General features: G+C 71.7%; 14 protein-coding genes. 7 read left to right on the forward strand and 7 right to left on the reverse strand.

Annotated features, from left to right (window positions below; genetic code table 11):
• Positions 1-127: 127 nt before the first annotated feature.
• From RI578_RS29540 to RI578_RS29550, 3 genes are all read left to right on the forward strand, one after another.
• The gene (locus tag RI578_RS29540; protein WP_121746441.1) at positions 128-706 is read left to right on the forward strand and encodes a TerD family protein; all 579 of its coding nucleotides are present in this window, start codon (positions 128-130) and stop codon (positions 704-706) included.
• Positions 707-801: 95 nt separating this feature from the next.
• On the forward strand, positions 802-2,844 hold the full coding sequence (locus RI578_RS29545; protein ID WP_310873913.1) for a TerD family protein: 2,043 nt from the start codon (positions 802-804) through the stop codon (positions 2,842-2,844).
• Positions 2,845-3,098: 254 nt separating this feature from the next.
• A complete protein-coding gene (locus RI578_RS29550) occupies positions 3,099-4,097 on the forward strand; it encodes a TerC family protein (RefSeq protein ID WP_310873914.1) in 999 nt (332 codons plus the stop codon).
• A gap of 216 nt (positions 4,098-4,313) precedes the next feature.
• Here the strand turns inward: RI578_RS29550 and RI578_RS29555 are convergent, their stop codons facing one another.
• Positions 4,314-5,360, reverse strand: a complete 1,047-nt coding sequence (locus tag RI578_RS29555) for an LD-carboxypeptidase (RefSeq protein ID WP_310873915.1) — start codon at positions 5,358-5,360, stop codon at positions 4,314-4,316.
• Between the two features lie 104 nt (positions 5,361-5,464).
• Here RI578_RS29555 and aroQ point away from each other — a divergent pair, with 104 nt between their 5' ends.
• Positions 5,465-5,938, forward strand: a complete 474-nt coding sequence (gene aroQ, locus RI578_RS29560; RefSeq protein WP_310873916.1) for a type II 3-dehydroquinate dehydratase — start codon at positions 5,465-5,467, stop codon at positions 5,936-5,938.
• Between the two features lie 79 nt (positions 5,939-6,017).
• On the opposite strand, the gene RI578_RS29565 is transcribed toward aroQ, so the two are convergent.
• Positions 6,018-6,674 carry an MBL fold metallo-hydrolase gene (locus tag RI578_RS29565; protein ID WP_310873917.1) on the reverse strand — a complete coding sequence of 219 codons (657 nt, stop codon included), beginning with the start codon at positions 6,672-6,674 and terminating at the stop codon, positions 6,018-6,020.
• Between the two features lie 48 nt (positions 6,675-6,722).
• Positions 6,723-7,409, reverse strand: a complete 687-nt coding sequence (locus RI578_RS29570; RefSeq protein WP_310873918.1) for a maleylpyruvate isomerase family mycothiol-dependent enzyme — start codon at positions 7,407-7,409, stop codon at positions 6,723-6,725.
• Positions 7,410-7,632: 223 nt separating this feature from the next.
• Here RI578_RS29570 and uvrA point away from each other — a divergent pair, with 223 nt between their 5' ends.
• Complete coding sequence (gene uvrA, locus RI578_RS29575) at positions 7,633-10,668, forward strand: excinuclease ABC subunit UvrA (protein ID WP_310873919.1); 3,036 nt, start codon at positions 7,633-7,635, stop codon at positions 10,666-10,668.
• 169 nt (positions 10,669-10,837) lie between these two features.
• Here uvrA and RI578_RS29580 read toward each other — a convergent pair whose 3' ends face one another.
• Entirely contained in the window at positions 10,838-11,404 is a 567-nt protein-coding gene (locus RI578_RS29580) for a YceI family protein (protein WP_310873920.1), read from the reverse strand.
• A 101-nt stretch (positions 11,405-11,505) separates the two neighbouring features.
• Between RI578_RS29580 and RI578_RS29585 the strand changes: the two genes are divergently transcribed.
• Complete coding sequence (locus RI578_RS29585; protein WP_310873921.1) at positions 11,506-12,369, forward strand: helix-turn-helix domain-containing protein; 864 nt, start codon at positions 11,506-11,508, stop codon at positions 12,367-12,369.
• 34 nt (positions 12,370-12,403) lie between these two features.
• On the opposite strand, the gene RI578_RS29590 is transcribed toward RI578_RS29585, so the two are convergent.
• Together RI578_RS29590 and RI578_RS29595 are read right to left on the reverse strand one after the other, a co-directional pair.
• Positions 12,404-13,312 carry a carbohydrate kinase gene (locus tag RI578_RS29590; RefSeq protein WP_310873922.1) on the reverse strand — a complete coding sequence of 303 codons (909 nt, stop codon included), beginning with the start codon at positions 13,310-13,312 and terminating at the stop codon, positions 12,404-12,406.
• Positions 13,309-14,373, reverse strand: coding sequence for a LacI family DNA-binding transcriptional regulator (locus RI578_RS29595; RefSeq protein ID WP_310873923.1), 1,065 nt, complete (start codon positions 14,371-14,373; stop codon positions 13,309-13,311). Before RI578_RS29595 ends, RI578_RS29590 begins: the two co-directional genes overlap by 4 nt.
• 258 nt (positions 14,374-14,631) lie before the next feature.
• Here RI578_RS29595 and RI578_RS29600 point away from each other — a divergent pair, with 258 nt between their 5' ends.
• Complete coding sequence (locus RI578_RS29600; protein WP_310873924.1) at positions 14,632-15,057, forward strand: Rieske (2Fe-2S) protein; 426 nt, start codon at positions 14,632-14,634, stop codon at positions 15,055-15,057.
• Between the two features lie 63 nt (positions 15,058-15,120).
• On the opposite strand, the gene RI578_RS29605 is transcribed toward RI578_RS29600, so the two are convergent.
• The gene (locus RI578_RS29605) at positions 15,121-16,071 is read right to left on the reverse strand and encodes a hypothetical protein (RefSeq protein WP_310873925.1); all 951 of its coding nucleotides are present in this window, start codon (positions 16,069-16,071) and stop codon (positions 15,121-15,123) included.
• Between the last annotated feature and the right edge of the window lie 336 nt (positions 16,072-16,407).

Consider the following 16,407-nt stretch of genomic DNA (forward strand, 5'->3'; position numbering starts at 1 on the left):
CACGCGCTGTGTTGCAAGACCGACACAAAGTGCGGACCTGGGTGGGGCGCTGTCAGTGTCCCTGCGTAGGGTTCTGGACAACCGCGGGTCCGCGGCAACAGGGGACAGTTCGAGAGGGGATCAGCGCGTGACCGTCAACATGACCAAGGGTCAGGCCATCAGTCTGCAGAAGAGCGACGGCGGCAGCCTGACGTCGGTGCGCATGGGTCTCGGCTGGCAGGCGGCTCCCCGGCGCGGCCTGTTCGGCTCGCGCACCCGGGAGATCGACCTGGACGCCTCCGCCGTCCTGTTCGCGGACAAGCAGCCGGTCGACGTCGTCTTCTTCCGCCACCTGGTGAGCGACGACGGCTCGGTGCGCCACACCGGGGACAACCTCGTCGGCGGTGTCGGCCAGGGCGGCGACGACGAGGCGATCCTCGTCGACCTGCAGCGCGTCCCGGTCCACATCGACCAGATCGTCTTCACCGTGAACTCCTTCACGGGCCAGACCTTCCAGGAAGTGCAGAACGCGTTCTGCCGCCTGGTCGACGAGACCAACGGCCAGGAACTCGCCCGCTACACGCTGGCCGGCGGCGGCGCCTACACGGCCCAGATCATGGCGAAGGTGCACCGCGCGGGCCAGGGCTGGGCGATGACCGCCATCGGTTCCCCGGCCAACGGCCGCACCTTCCAGGACCTGATGCCGGCGATCCTGCCGGTCCTGTAGCGGGCCGGCGGGTACCGGCCGGCCCCGTGAGCAGGACGGGCGGTCGCCGCACGACACATCACGAGTGACGCACGAGTGACACAGGGGGAGAGGCGATGACGGCCGAGCTGACGCGGGGACAGAACCACCCGCTTCCCCGGGCCCGTCTCGAGATCCGGGTCTCGGCCGGCACACCGATCGTGGCCGGAGCAACGCTCGGCGACGAGAACGGCAGGGTCCACGGCGTGGAATGGGTGGCCCACCCGGGCACGCCCGCCCTGCCTGGTCTGGAGGTCTCCCGGCAGGCAGCCGCCGACCATCGCCTCGCGGTGGACCTGGACGCCGTGCCGGACGCGGTGCACCGCGTCAGTGTGCTGCTCGCCCTGCCCGCCGGCGGGACGGGCCCGGGCCGCTTCGGAGCCGTCGCCGCACCCTTCGTCGCCGTCACGGGCCTCGACGGTGACGAGGTCGCCAGCTACACCATCACCGGCCTCGAGGCCGAGTCGGCCGTCGTCGCGCTGGAGCTCTACCGGCGGCAGGGTGCCTGGAAGGTGCGCGCCGTCGGCCAGGGCTACACGGGCGGTCTCACCGAACTCCTGACCGACCAGAGCCTGCCCCAGGCCCACGAACTCGCCCGAAGCATCCAGGAGGCGGTGGCCGGCGGCCTGGCCCGTTCGGTACCGGCGCCCCCGGCACGGACGGCCGACGGCAACCGCTCCCGGCAGGCCGCCACCCCGACGCACGGTACGGACCACGGCGCCGCCGCATCCCAGGGCACCCCCGGCACCGTGCCCCCGGTGTCCCCGTACGACGCCCCGGGCGTGTCCGACCCGCAGCCGCCCGGCGTCCACGCACAGCACGGCACACAGCGGCCGTACCCGGCCGGATCGGGGGACTCCGCCACCGCCGGCCAGTCGTCCGCGCCCACCGGCGGCGGCCCGATCGACTACAGCCACCCGCGCCGGCAGAACGCCGCTCCGCCTCCGCCCCCACCGACCGCACCCCCGGCCGCGCCCGGGCAGCCCGCGCGGCCCGTCGCGGGCGACGCCACCGGCTGGTCCATGGAGGAGCGGCTCTACAACCAGGTGTGGGGCATGTTCGAGGACCTGGCCCGCACCACGGCCGCGTACCGCAGCGCCGTCGACTTCGCCGACTCGCGCATGGAGAAGGAACTCGACCAGGTCCTGTCCGACCCGCGCAGCCGGATCGGCGGTCAGGGCGACGCCGCCAGGGGAGCGGCGCGCACCCGGCACACCCAGCTCGTGTCCCAGGCCCGGGAGGCCCTGGACCGGGACATCGCTCAGCTCGCCGCCGAGGCGGATGTGGTCGAGCCCGCCCTGCCTGCGGCCTACGCGCGCTGGGACAACCCCGTCTGGCACGCCTACCGCGTACCCATGGAGATCCCCATGGCCCTGCGGCTGGGCGACCTCCATCTCCCCGAGGCGGACCGCATACGCATCCCGCTGCTGGTCCGGCTGCCGCTGGAGCGCGGCCTGTGGATCGACAGCGGGCGTTCCGCCTCGCTCGACGGTTCGTTCGCCGACTCCCACGAGATGCGGCGCCTGGGCCTGGAGGCGGCGGTCGCGCACGCGGCGAGGCTGCTCGCCGTCTATCCGGCGGGCGAGTTCACCGTGCACGTCATCGACCCGGCCGGATCAGGGGCGCAGGCACTGGCCCCGCTGGTGCAGACCGGAGTGCTCGCGGCCCCGCCCGCCCTGGGCGCCGCCGGGACGGCGGACGTGCTGGCCCGCCTCACCCAGCGCGTCGACCTGGTGCAGATGGCGTTGCGCGGAGGCGCTCCCGACGCGCTTCCGCCCGGCCTCGACACCTCCCAGCAGCTCCTGATCGTCAACGACTTCCCGCACGGCTTCGACGACCGCGCGGTGAACCAGCTGCGCTATCTCGCCGACGAGGGGCCGGCCGTGGGCGTCCACCTGATGATGGTCGCCGACCGTGAGGAGTCCGCCGGGTACGGGCCGCTGCTCGACCCCCTGTGGCGCTCGCTTCTCCGGCTGACGCCGGTGGCCGACGACCACCTCGCCGACCCGTGGGTCGGACATGCCTGGACGTACGAGCCCGCGCTCGCGCCGCCCGGCAGCCAGGTGCTCCGGCAGGTGCTCACCCAGGTCGCCGCAGCCCGCCGTCCGTGGGATCGGTGACCCCCTCCGAGCTGGTGTTTTGAGCTTAATTTGCGAATCTCTTTACCATCCCTTGGGGAATGGGGTACTGTCGTCCGTACGGAGGGGAGTACTCCCTGTCTGTGCGGCGTACCCGTCAATACGGATCAGGCCAGATCCCGGGGCGTCGGCCCGTGGGCTCCGAACGCGTCACGCGTCCCGGACCCGGGTGGAAGAGACCTCCGGCAGCGACGACGCTGACATTTGCCGTGTGACGTACTGCCGGAGGCGTAGTAGTGGAAGTTTCCCTGACCCTGTGGGTCCTGACCATCGTGGGCCTTGCCGCCCTGATCGGGGCCGACTTCTTCATCGGCCGCAAGCCGCACGACGTATCGATCAAGGAAGCCGGGATCTGGACGGCCGTCTGGATCGCCCTGGCGGGCCTCTTCGGAATCGGCCTGCTCGTCTTCGGCGGCGGACAGCCGGCCGGCGAGTTCTTCGCGGGCTTCATCACCGAGAAGTCCCTGAGCGTGGACAACCTCTTCGTCTTCATCCTGATCATGGCGAAGTTCGCGGTGCCCTCGCAGTACCAGCAGCGAGTGCTCCTCATCGGTGTCCTCATAGCCCTGGTGCTCAGGGCCGTCTTCATCGCGGCGGGCGCCGCGATCATCGCCAACTTCGCCTGGGTCTTCTACATCTTCGGCGCCTTCCTCATCTACACCGCCTGGAAGCTCATCCAGGAGGCGCGGGCCGGCGAGGACGACGAGGAGTTCGAAGAGAACAAGCTGCTCAAGGCGGCCGAGCGCCGCTTCGGCGTCGCCGACCGATACCACGGCACCAAGCTGTGGATCGAGGAGAACGGCAAGCGCATCATGACCCCGATGCTGGTCGTGATGCTCGCGATCGGCACCACCGACGTGCTCTTCGCGCTCGACTCCATCCCGGCGATCTTCGGCCTGACCCAGGACCCGTACATCGTGTTCACGGCCAACGCGTTCGCCCTCATGGGTCTGCGTCAGCTGTACTTCCTCCTCGGCGGCCTGCTGAGGAAGCTGGTGCACCTCTCGTACGGCCTGTCGGTGATCCTGGGCTTCATCGGCATCAAGCTGGTGCTGCACGCCCTGCACGAGTCCGGGGTCCACGTCCCCGAGATCAGCATCCCGGTCTCGCTCGGCGTGATCTGCTCCGTCCTGATCGTCACCACGATCACCAGCCTCCGGGCCTCCAAGAAGGCCGAGACGGAAGCGGCGGTCACCAAGGACGACGACGCTTCGAAGGACAGCGTCGAGGCCTGACCACGTACGACCCCCAGCCGAGTGTGGTGGTGGGGGACCTGCACCGGGAGCGGCGGGCGGCCAAGAGCCGCCCGCCGCTCCCCGCGTGCACACCGCAGCGAGAGCGAGGGTGAACGGGGCCACGCCCTTGCAGGGAGGCGTCCACCTGGTGCTGTTCGCGGCGTATCTGGAGCTCGCCGTCAACCCGTAGACACGCAGACGAAGACGGGGCGAGCGTCAGTACGTGACGGTGATGCGCCGGGCGGGACCGTCGACCCGTACGGTGCCCCCGTACGGGATGACGACCTGCGGATCGGTGTGGCCGAAATCCACGTCGAAGACGATCGTGGCCTCGGGTGCGTAGGTCCGCATCGCCCGGAGTACCGCCTCGTGCTGCTCCGCCGCGTACCGGGCGGCCTCCTCGGGGCTGTTGGGACGTTCGAACGACCACGTCTTCGGGCGGGCCATCAGCAGTGCGGAGAAGCGGCGGAGCAGCCCGCGCTCGCCCATGTTGCGCAGGGTGCGGAAGACCTCCGTGGCGCTCGGCATCTCCTCGGACGTCTCCAGGATCAGCACGCCGCCGTCGTACTCCGCCGGGTCGCGGGCGATCTCGCGGTCGGCCATCAGCAGCCAGGCGAGGATCTCCAGGCAGCCACCCCAACTGCGGCCCTCGGCCATCCGGTCGGCGTTCACCCAGGACCAGCCCGACCCGGGCCGGGAACCGGGTTCCTCGTCGAAGGTCGCCGGGTCGGCCCAGTCACGGTTGATGTCGTTCCACCGCTCGGCGGGCCGCAGCTCGTACGGCCCCGAGGTGAACAGCGCCGCGCGCAGGGAGTCGGCGGTCTGCGGGTGCATGGCACCGGGACGTCCCAGCTCGACCATGACGCTCGCGCCGTGGTAGCCGACGATGCCCGTGTTGCGCAGGTAGGCGAGCAGATTCGTGTTGTCGCTGGTACCGAAGAACGGCTTCGGGTTGGCCCGGATCAGCTCCCGGTCCAGCAGCGGCAGCACGGTGATCTGGTCGTCGCCGCCGATCGACGCGATCACGGCCTTGACGCCGGGGTCGGCGAAGGCCGCGTGGATGTCGGCGGCCCGCTCAGCGGGCGTCGAGCCCATCTTCCGGGTGGCCGGGTACTCCACCGGCTCCAGCCCGTACTCCTTGCGCAGCCGCTCCAGGCCCAACTCGTAGGGGAGCGGGAAGAGTCCAGGCAGACCGGAGGAGGGGGATACCACCGCGACACGGTCGCCGGGCGAGGGCTTGGGCGGGTACGCGATCGGCGTCATGCACGGAGGGTACGGCCGGACGGATCATCGGCGCACCGTGATAGACCGGGGTCCGAGCAGCGGTCGCGCAAGGGCCGCCGCACCCCGAACGGACCGGAGGAACCGTGCCCCGCACCCTGGCCAACGCCCCGATCATGATCCTCAACGGCCCCAACCTGAACCTGCTGGGTCAGCGTCAGCCGGAGATCTACGGCTCCGACACCCTCGCCGACGTCGAGGCCCTGTGCGTGAAGGCGGCGACGGCGCACGGCGGCACGGTGGACTTCCGGCAGTCCAACCACGAGGGCGAACTCGTCGACTGGATCCACGAGGCCCGGCTGAACCACTGCGGGATCGTGATCAACCCCGCCGCCTACTCGCACACCTCCGTCGCGATCCTGGATGCGCTCAACACCTGCGACGGGCTGCCGGTGGTGGAGGTCCACATCTCCAACATCCACCAGCGCGAGTCGTTCCGGCACCACTCCTACGTCTCGCAGCGCGCCGACGGTGTGATCGCGGGGTGCGGTGTGCAGGGGTACGTATTCGGTGTGGAGCGGATCGCGGCGCTGGCCGGGGCGGGACAGGCCCGGACCTGAGACGCCCGGGCCGCCGGCCGACGGCGGGAATCCGGGAACCGGCGGCCCGTGAACGCGTCGCACCGGGCGCGCGCGGCGGTCACCAGCCGCGTGCGCGCCACTCCGGCAGATGCGGCCGTTCCGCGCCGATCGAGGTGTCCTTGCCATGCCCGGGGTAGACCCACGTCTCGTCCGGGAGCACGTCGAAGACCTTGGTCTCGACATCATGGATCAGGCTCGCGAACGCCTTCGGATCGTCGTGTGTGTTGCCCACACCGCCGGGGAAGAGACAGTCCCCGGTGAACACATGGGGATGCCCGTGCGGGTCGTCGTACACCAGGACGATGGAGCCCGGAGTGTGCCCGACCAGGTGGCGCGCGGTGAGTTCCACCTGCCCCACCCGGATCGTGTCGCCGTCGTCGACCGGGACGTCGGTCGGCACCGGGATGCCCTCGGCGTCGTGCCGGCCCGCGTACGTGCGGGCGCCGGTGGCCGCGACGACGTCGGCGAGCGCCTGCCAGTGGTCGCCGTGCCGGTGGGTGGTGACGACGGACGCGAGGCCGCCGTCACCGACCGTGCCGAGCAGTGAGTGCGCGTCGTTCGCGGCGTCGATCAGCAGCTGCTCGTCGGTGGCCCGGCAGCGCAGCAGATAGGCGTTGTTGTCCATCGGGCCGACCGCGACCTTGGTGATCATCAGGTCCTTGAGCTCGTGCACGTCGGCGGGGCCGCCGACCCGCACCTGTCCGCTGTACGTCATGTACGCCAGCCTAGCGCCGGGAGGCGGCCCGCAGACCGCCGTCCCGGGCTACAGCGGCGGCAGCGACGGCAGCGGGCCGCCCTCCGTCGACAGCGCGGTCCCCTCGCGACGCCCGGCGAGCCAGCCGAGCAGGTCGGCCGGGGGACCGGTGACGGTCACCTCCGGGGCGCTCGCCTCCCGGCCCGTGCTCCACGCGCGCGTGCCGTCCGTGAGGCGGGTGGGCGGCACGTCAGGGTGCCCGGCGAACCGGGCGGCCAGGAACTCGGTCTCCCGCTCCGTGAACTCCGCAGGAAGATCCTCCAGCTCGTACCCGATGCCCAGGTCCACGTGGTGCAGCTCCACCTCGACCCAGCGCCGGAACGGCACCCGGGAGGCCGAGTCGGTGATCCCGTTGCGCAGCTCCACCGTGCGCGACCAGTCCCCGGGCACGGCCCAGGCGTCCTGCAACCGGGCCGCGCTCTCGCGCACGTCGGCGAGCTGGGCGTCCAGTGGGCGCGGGGCGTCCCGCTCGATGTCGGCGTCCCGGGCCTCGCCGGAGACGTACATGGGGCGTCCTTCGAAGACGTTCACCAGGGCGTCGGCGTTGCGGGCGAGGTGGGCGAGGACGTGGCCGCGGGTCCAGCCCGGAAGCCGTGACGACTCCGTCACGGACGCGTTGTCCAGTTTCCCGACCGCGGTGAGCAGCCGCTCGGTAGCGTCACGTACAGACGCCAGGTCATGCGCGTGATCAATCATGGTGCTGACCCTAGACCGCGCCACACCTTCGGGTGAAGACGATGGACGACACCCGCAAATCGAATGCACGTGCTATATGGTCGGATGCGGCGTCGGGCATGCTGGGGAGTCGGGGTTTGTTGACAACCGGTGAATCCGACCGGCGTTGTCAGTGGCTCCCCCTAGTCTGAGAAAGACGGGGGCCTCGCCCCTGTCACTTCTCTCAAGAAAGGTGCGGACCGGCGTGGCCGACCGTCTCATCGTCCGTGGCGCGCGCGAGCACAACCTGAAGAACGTCTCGCTCGACCTGCCTCGTGACTCGCTCATCGTCTTCACGGGCCTGTCCGGGTCGGGCAAGTCCTCCCTGGCCTTCGACACCATCTTCGCCGAGGGCCAGCGGCGCTACGTGGAGTCGCTCTCCTCCTACGCCCGGCAGTTCCTCGGCCAGATGGACAAGCCGGACGTCGACTTCATCGAGGGCCTCTCCCCGGCGGTCTCCATCGACCAGAAGTCCACCTCGCGCAACCCTCGCTCCACGGTCGGCACCATCACCGAGGTCTACGACTACCTGCGCCTGCTCTTCGCCCGCATCGGCAAGCCGCACTGCCCCCAGTGCGCCCGGCCGATCACGCGCCAGTCGCCGCAGGCCATCGTCGACAAGGTCCTGGAACTGCCGGAGGGCAGCCGCTTCCAGGTGCTCTCGCCCCTGGTGCGCGAGCGCAAGGGCGAGTTCGTCGACCTCTTCGCCGACCTCCAGACCAAGGGCTACTCCCGCGCGCGGGTCGACGGCGAGACCATCCAGCTCTCCAACCCGCCCACGCTGAAGAAGCAGGAGAAGCACACCATCGAGGTGGTCGTCGACCGCCTCACGGTGAAGGACACCGCCAAGCGCCGTCTCACCGACTCGGTGGAGACCGCCCTCGGCCTCTCCGGCGGCATGGTCGTGCTCGACTTCGTCGACCTCCCCGAGGACGACCCCGAGCGCGAGCGCATGTACTCCGAGCACCTGTACTGCCCGTACGACGACCTGTCCTTCGAGGAGCTGGAGCCCCGCTCCTTCTCCTTCAACTCGCCCTTCGGCGCCTGCCCCGACTGCTCCGGCATCGGCACCCGCATGGAGGTCGACCCGGAACTGATCGTCCCGGACGAGGACAAGTCCCTCGACGAGGGCGCCATCCACCCCTGGTCGCACGGGCACACCAAGGACTACTTCGGCCGCCTGATCGGTGCCCTCGCGGACGCCCTGGGCTTCCGGACGGACATCCCCTTCGCGGGCCTCCCGCTGCGCGCCCGCAAGGCCCTGCTGTACGGCCACAAGACCCAGGTCGAGGTCCGCTACCGCAACCGGTACGGACGCGAGCGCCGGTACACCACGGCCTTCGAGGGCGCGATCCCCTTCGTCAAGCGCCGGCACAGCGAGGCCGAGAGCGACGCCAGCCGCGAGCGCTTCGAGGGCTACATGCGCGAGGTGCCCTGCCCCACCTGTGAGGGCACCCGCCTGAAGCCGCTCGTCCTCGCGGTCACCGTCATGGGCAAGTCGATCGCCGAGGTCTCGGCGATGTCCATCAGCGACTGCGCGGACTTCCTGGGCGAGCTGAAGCTCAGCGCCCGCGACAAGAAGATCGCCGAGCGCGTGCTGAAGGAGGTCAACGAGCGGCTGCGGTTCCTGGTCGACGTCGGCCTGGACTACCTCTCGCTGAACCGCGCGGCCGGCACCCTCTCCGGCGGCGAGGCCCAGCGCATCCGCCTGGCCACCCAGATCGGCTCCGGACTCGTCGGCGTGCTGTACGTCCTCGACGAGCCGTCCATCGGCCTGCACCAGCGCGACAACCACCGGCTGATCGAGACCCTCGTCCGGCTCCGCGACATGGGCAACACCCTCATCGTCGTCGAGCACGACGAGGACACCATCAAGGTCGCCGACTGGATCGTCGACATCGGCCCCGGCGCCGGCGAGCACGGCGGCAAGGTCGTGCACAGCGGCTCCCTCAAGGAGCTGCTCGACAACGCCGAGTCGCAGACCGGCCTGTACCTGTCCGGCAAGAAGGCCATCCCGCTGCCCGACATCCGGCGCCCGCGCGATCCCTCCCGGCAGCTCACCGTGCACGGCGCCCGCGAGAACAACCTCCAGGACATCGACGTGTCCTTCCCGCTGGGCGTGTTCACGGCCGTCACCGGCGTCTCCGGCTCCGGCAAGTCGACCCTGGTCAACGACATCCTGTACACGCACCTGGCGCGCGAGCTGAACGGCGCTCGGAGCGTTCCCGGCCGGCACACGCGCGTGGACGGCGACGACCTCGTCGACAAGGTCGTCCACGTCGACCAGTCGCCCATCGGCCGCACCCCGCGGTCGAACCCGGCGACGTACACCGGCGTCTTCGACCACGTCCGCAAGCTGTTCGCCGAGACGACCGAGGCGAAGGTCCGCGGCTACATGCCCGGCCGGTTCTCCTTCAACGTCAAGGGCGGCCGCTGCGAGAACTGCGCGGGCGACGGCACGATCAAGATCGAGATGAACTTCCTCCCGGACGTCTACGTCCCGTGCGAGGTCTGCCACGGCGCCCGGTACAACCGGGAGACCCTGGAGGTCCACTACAAGGGCAAGTCCATCGCCGACGTCCTGAACATGCCGATCGAGGAGGCGACCGACTTCTTCGAGGCGGTCCCCGCCATCTCCCGGCACATGAAGACGCTGAAGGACGTCGGCCTCGGCTACGTCCGGCTCGGCCAGTCCGCGACCACCCTGTCCGGCGGCGAGGCCCAGCGCGTCAAGCTCGCCAGCGAGCTGCAGCGCCGCTCCACCGGGCGCACGGTCTACGTCCTGGACGAGCCGACCACCGGTCTGCACTTCGAGGACATCAGCAAGCTGCTGACCGTCCTGTCCGGCCTGGTCGACAAGGGCAACACGGTCATCGTCATCGAGCACAACCTCGACGTGATCAAGACCGCCGACTGGGTCGTCGACATGGGCCCCGAGGGCGGCGCCGGTGGTGGCCTGGTGGTCGCCGAGGGCACGCCCGAGCAGGTCGCGGGTGTTCCCGCCAGCCACACCGGCAAGTTCCTCCAGGAGGTCCTCGACGCCGACCGGATCAGCGACGCGGTCACGGTGAAGACCCCGCGCAAGGCGGCGAAGACGGTGGCGGCCAAGACCACCGCCAAGAAGACCGCCACCAAGACGGTCACCGGCACGGCCGCGAAGAAGACCGCCACCAAGGCGGCCAAGAAGGCCACCACGAAGGCCGCCAAGCCCGCCGCGAAGAAGACGACGCGGACGAGCTAGGGGTGTCGTTTGGATCAGGCCGGCTCCTGGCAACGGTGCCTTGCGACCGGCCCGAGCCCCGCGACCCCGGCAAGATCCAATCGACACCCCCTAGGCCTGACCCGAGACCGCGCCGGGCCCCACGGACGATCCCGTGGGGCCCGGCGCGGCGTTCGCGCGGCCGACGCGCTCAGGCGGCCGCCGGCTCCACGAACTGCATGTCGAGCTGGATCTTCACCACCTCCCCGAGCAGCCCCGGAGCGAAGTCCAGGCCGAACTCGCTGCGCCGGATCTCACCCGTCGCCTCGAACCCGGCGTGCCGGCCGTCGCCGCCGGCGGTCATGGCTCCCAGCCCGCCGAACTCCACGGCGAGCGTCACCGGGCGGGTCACGTCACCGATCGTCAGCTCGCCCTCCATGGTCCAGTCCTCGCCCTCGCCCCGCACCCGGCTCGAGCGGTAGGTCATCGTCGGCCGCTTCGCCACGTCGAGCAGGTCGGAGGCGCGTACATGCGCGTCCCGGTCGGCGTTCCCGGTGTCGATGGAGGCCAGATCGATCGTCGCGGACACCCGGACGTCCTCGACCCGCTCCCCGACGAACAGCTCGGCCCGCACGCCGCCGAAGCGCCCCCGCACCTTGGCGATGCCCAGGTGGCGGATGGTGAAGTTCACGGCGGAGTGGAACGGGTCCATCGCCCACTGGCCGGGGGCGATCGGCAGGGGAGCGGCGGTGGCGGTGCTGGAGATGTCATTCGTCATGCCCTCAACCCTGGGGCGATCGTGCCCTCGCAGGGAGACCGGCCCGAGCATGGTAGTCGCAGGGCCATCCTTTCGCCCGCGCACATTGGTACGTTCCAGAAGTGAGCGACAACCAGTTGGGCACGTTCTTGCGGACCTGGCGCGAATCCGTCACCCCCATCGAGGTGGGTCTCCCCGCCGGCGCCCGCCGCCGCACCCCCGGCCTGCGCCGCGCCGAACTGGCCACCCTCGCCGGAGTGAGCGTCGAGTACCTCACCCGGCTGGAACAGGGCCGCGACCGCAACCCGTCCGTCCAGGTGCTCGGCGCCCTCGCCGACGCGCTGAACCTGTCGCTGCGCGACCGCATGCTGCTGCGCCGCCTGACCAAGGAGGCCGACGGCGGCGACCCGCTGCTCTGCGCAGCGGCCCCGCCCCTCAGCCGAGGCGCGCGCCCCACCGTGCGGGCCGTACTGGACCGCCTGGAGCCCACCCCCGCCGTGGTGCTCAACTGGATCGGCGACGTCCTCGCCCACACCGACGGCTACGCGCGGCTCACCGGGCCGCTCGGGCTGCTCGACGACGAGCGGCCCAACCTGCTCCGGTACCTGTTCACCGACGAGCGGGCCCGCGCCGCCTACCCCGACTGGGACCGCGTGGCCGACGACCTGGTCGCCCAGCTCCGGCACGAGGCCCCGCTGCGCGACCCGTACGTGGCCGAGCTGGCCGACGAACTGACGGTGACGGCGGGCGCGGCGTTCGCCGACCGGTTCGCAGACCTCGCCGTAGCCCCGCGACGCGTCGGGACCCAGCACGTCGAGCACCCGGAGGCCGGGCCCCTGCGGCTGTCGTACGAGACGCTGGCGCTTCCCGAGGAGGGCCAGCGGATCGTCGTACACCTGCCCGCGGACGACGCCACGGCCGCGGCGCTGGACCACCTCGACGGCCGCCGCCCCGGCGCCCTGCGGGCCGTACGGCCGACGGGCTGAGCCGCACCCGGCCCGGAGCTCCCGCCGATGCGCCTCAGACGGCCACCTCGTGGGCGTACGGCGGCTCCGCGCCCGCCCGCGAACAGGTGACCGCCGCCGCGCGGGCGGCGAACCCCAGCAGTTCCGCCCAGCCCTCCGCCCCCAGACCGGCCACGGCCTCGTCGTCGAGGGCGTCCCGTACCGCGAGGCCGTGCAGCAGCGCCGCGTTCACCGTGTCGCCCGCGCCGATCGTGTCCACCACGTCGACCCGCTCGCCCGGCACGGCGTACTCGCCCCCGTCACGGGTGTACGCCGTCAGACCCGCACCGCCCCGGGTGACCACGACCGCCGCCGGGCCCGCCGCCAGCCACTCCCGGGGCGTGCCGCCCAGCCACTCGGCGTCCTCGGCGGACAGTTTCAGCAGCGACACCGACGGCAGCCAGCTCCTGAACCGGGCCCGGTAGGCGTCCGGGTCCGGGATCAGCCCGGCCCGGATGTTCGGGTCGAGCGCCGTGAACACCCCCTGCGCGGCCGTCTCGCGCAGCAACTCCTCGTACGCGCTCGCCCCCGGCTCCAGCACCAGGGAGCAGGTCCCGAAGGAGACCGCCCGGGTGCCGGACGGCAGCGCGGCGGGCACCGAGAACAGCCGGTCCGCCGTCCCGTCCACATAGAAGGAGTACGCGGCCGAGCCGTCCGCCCCCACCGAGGCCACGGCGAGCGTCGTCGGCTCGGCCCCGCGCTGCACCGGCGTGACGTCCACGCCGGTTTCGCGCAGCCGGTCCAGCAGCGCCTCGCCGAAGGCGTCGTGCGACATCCGGGAGCAGAAGGCGGCGGGCGAGCCGAGACGGCCCAGCGCGACGGCCGTGTTGTACGGCCCGCCGCCGAGCGCCGGCCGCAACGCGGCGAGGGCACCCGTGCCCTGCGGTACCAGGTCGATCAGTGCCTCACCGGCGACGACGATCACGGGAGACTCCTTTCGTGAGCCTTTGCGGAGGCTTGCCGGGGCTGCTCGGGGCAGCCGCACGAGGTGCGGTGGACGAAGGTGCAGGGCAGCCGCAGGGTCCGCGCCGGCCGGTCCGGTGCGGCGAGGCGTTCCAGCAGCAGGCGTACGGCCTGGGCACCGAGTTCCCTGCTGGGCTGGGTGACGGCGGTGAGCCGGGGGGAGAAGAGATCGGCCCAGGCGAAGTCGTCGAAGCAGCACAGCGCGAGGTCACCGGGCACGGACAGACCGCGGTCCCGCAGGGCGCGCAGCGCGCCGATGGTCATCGCGTTGTTGGCGGTGACCAGCGCGGTGGGCGGCACCGCCAGGGACAGCAGGGCCGCCGCGGCCCGTTCACCGCCGGCCGCCTCGGAGTCGCCGTGGACCAGGAGCCGTTCGTCGTAGGGCAGCCCGGCGGCGGCGAGGCCGTGCCGGTAGCCGGTGATCCGCTCCCGCGTCGTGCTGAGCCCCGGCCGCCCCGCGACCAGCCCGATCCTGCGGTGGCCGAGCCCGGAGAGATGGGTGGCCAGCCGGGTCGTCGGCTCGGCGCTCTCGGCGCACACCTGGTCGAAGCGCGGGGCCCCCTCGCCCTCCGGCACGTCCAGGACCCGGTCGAGGAACACGGCCGGCACCCGGTGGCGGCCGAGGTAGGCGACGAGGTCGCGCGGATCGGCGGAGGGCGCGACGATCATGCCGTCCACGCGTCGCTCGTGCAGTAGCTGGACGACCTTGCGCTCGTGCCCCGGATCGTCGTGGGGGTCTGCGATGAGCAGGCCGTAACCGTGCTCCAGGGCGGCGGCCTCGACGCCCTGGAGGATCTCCGTGAAGTACGGGTTGCTGATCGCCGACACCGCGAGCCCGATGGAGCGGGTGCGGGAGGTCACCAGGGAGCGGGCGAGGGAGTTCGGGGTGTAGCCGAGCTCCTCGATGGCGTCCAGGACCGCCTGGCGGGTGCGCGGCAGCACGGGACGGGTGTCGTTGAGCACGTGCGAGACGGTCGCCACGGAGACCCCGGCGCTGCGTGCGACATCGGCCATGGTCGCCATCTGCGTGCCCCCTTCCCGTACTGCCGCGCGTCCGTTTCCGGATCGCGACTCGCGACTCGCGACTCGCGACTCGCGGATCGCGGGCCGCCCCGCGTGTACTGGCCGGGACCGTACCCCATCCGCGATGGTCGCGTAAACGCTTGCGCAAGCGCTTACGCGACCATCGCGGATACCACCGCGTCGGTGCGACCCACCCTCGGTCGCGGCCACGGCCGCCGGATATCGTCACCCTGCACGCCCCCGACCAGTGGAGAACCCATGCCCGGCCGTCCCGTCCCGAGCCGCCGCACCGTCCTGCGCTCGGCGGCCCTCACGCCCGTCGCCGGACTCGGTCCGGCCGCCTGCTCGCCGGGCGACGACGGTGCCGCGCCGGCCAGGCCGACCGCACCCGTCGACCTCGGTACGGACGGCGAGGTCGCCAAGGGCGCGACCAAGCTCTACCGGGACGCGAACGTGGTGGTCAGCCGGGCCGATGACGGTTCCCTGAAGGCGTTCAGCACGGTCTGCACGCACGCGGGCTGCCCCATCAAGAAGCTGCGGGGGACGAAACTCGTCTGCCCCTGCCACGGCAGCGAATTCGACGCCCGCACCGGCGATGTGCTGCACGCCCCGGCGACCGTGCCGCTCATCGAACTGCCGGTCGAGGTGAAGCAGGGCCGCATCGTCGCGAGCCCCGGGACCTGACCGGCACGGGCCCGCTCACCCCAGCCCCCCGCTCACCCCAGGGCCCTGCCCGCTACCCCCCGCTCACTCCCACTCCCACCCGATCCCCAGCATCCCCGACCGCACCCGCGGCTCCACGAGATGCACCGAGCGGTGCCGCCCGCTGAGGGTCAGTTCCTGTCGGCCGCCGCGCGGTGCCGCCGGCGAGTGCTGGGTGAACCGGTGGCAGCGCACCGGCAGGGCCGCGGCGTCGAACCGCACCTGGAGCGCGTACTGCCCGCTCGCCGAGCCGAACCCGCGGACGTATTCGCGCGAGGCCCCCGCCGTGCCGTCCTCGACGCCGTAGCGGAAGAGGTGGGTGTCCCCGGCCCGCAGGCGCGTGTCGAAGAGCAACTCGGTCACGAGTACGCCGGTGTCGTGGTGGGTGCGGACGCGTCCCGTACGGCAGTTCTCCAGCGCGTGGACGGTCATCCGCGCGGGAGCGCATCCCGGGTCGCCCTGGTGGACGGCGACGAAGCGGTCGACGCCGTCGCGGTGGGCGCGGACGATGTGGTGCGACTCGCGGCCCGCCAGCTCGCGGCGGGGCCCGACCCGGATGAGTTCGTGGTGGCCGAGGGTGTACACCCCGCCGTCCGACGGCGGATGGTCCAGCTCGGCCAGCAGCCCGTCGAGTACGCCCGAGGCCTCCACGTAGGAGCGGTAGGAACGGGCCGCGGGCCGCTTGGCCGAGGTGTCCTCCTCGGCCTCGGCGAGCAGGCGTATCAGTGACTCCTCGGGCAGCTGGAGTATCTCCTCCAGCGCCCGCACGGCCCGCAGCGACTCCGGGCGCTGCGGCCGCCGGGCGCCCTGCTGCCAGTAGCTCAGACTCGTGACGCCCACTCTCACCCCGTGGCGCGTCAGATGGTGCTGCACACGCTGCAGCGGCAGTCCGCGAGCGGCGATCGCGGCGCGCAGCGCGACGTGGAAGGGGCCGCCGCGCAGGGCCGAGTCGAGTTGCGCGATGGCGACGTCCGCGTGCTGAGTGGCGTGCGGCATGCAGGGGCCTTTCTGTGAAGTCCACAACGGCTGGTCAGACCGTTCGACGCGGATCCGTCGAGAGGATCCGTCGAGGGGATGGGTCGGGGCCGCCGCCCCCGTTGCGGCACAGAGGGTCTTCACATGTCCGTACGCCGCGCTCCAGGGCCCCGAGTCCCCCCGCATTGAAGCGTGTTGACCAAGCCCCGACAACACCTGACACCCGACCGCGACGCGCTCCTGGCCGAGAACACACCGGCCCGCCGCCCCGAGGGCACTCGGCGTGACCGAACGGCCCCGGACCGTCTCCCTCCGGCCCCTTCTCCGGTCGTCCACAGGACCCCGGCCCGTCGTCCA

Source organism: Streptomyces sp. BB1-1-1 (assembly GCF_031597775.1).
Taxonomy (GTDB): domain Bacteria; phylum Actinomycetota; class Actinomycetes; order Streptomycetales; family Streptomycetaceae; genus Streptomyces; species Streptomyces thinghirensis.

Coding starts and splice junctions, on each gene's coding strand:
- RI578_RS29545 (WP_310873913.1), top strand. CDS start 802: ATGACGGCCGAGCTGACGCGGGGACAGAACCACCCGCTTCCCCGGGCC.
- RI578_RS29555 (WP_310873915.1), bottom strand. CDS start 5,360: ATGACGCCGATCGCGTACCCGCCCAAGCCCTCGCCCGGCGACCGTGTC.
- RI578_RS29565 (WP_310873917.1), bottom strand. CDS start 6,674: ATGACGTACAGCGGACAGGTGCGGGTCGGCGGCCCCGCCGACGTGCAC.
- RI578_RS29570 (WP_310873918.1), bottom strand. CDS start 7,409: ATGATTGATCACGCGCATGACCTGGCGTCTGTACGTGACGCTACCGAG.
- RI578_RS29580 (WP_310873920.1), bottom strand. CDS start 11,404: ATGACGAATGACATCTCCAGCACCGCCACCGCCGCTCCCCTGCCGATC.
- RI578_RS29595 (WP_310873923.1), bottom strand. CDS start 14,373: ATGGCGACCATGGCCGATGTCGCACGCAGCGCCGGGGTCTCCGTGGCG.
- RI578_RS29600 (WP_310873924.1), top strand. CDS start 14,632: ATGCCCGGCCGTCCCGTCCCGAGCCGCCGCACCGTCCTGCGCTCGGCG.
- RI578_RS29605 (WP_310873925.1), bottom strand. CDS start 16,071: ATGCCGCACGCCACTCAGCACGCGGACGTCGCCATCGCGCAACTCGAC.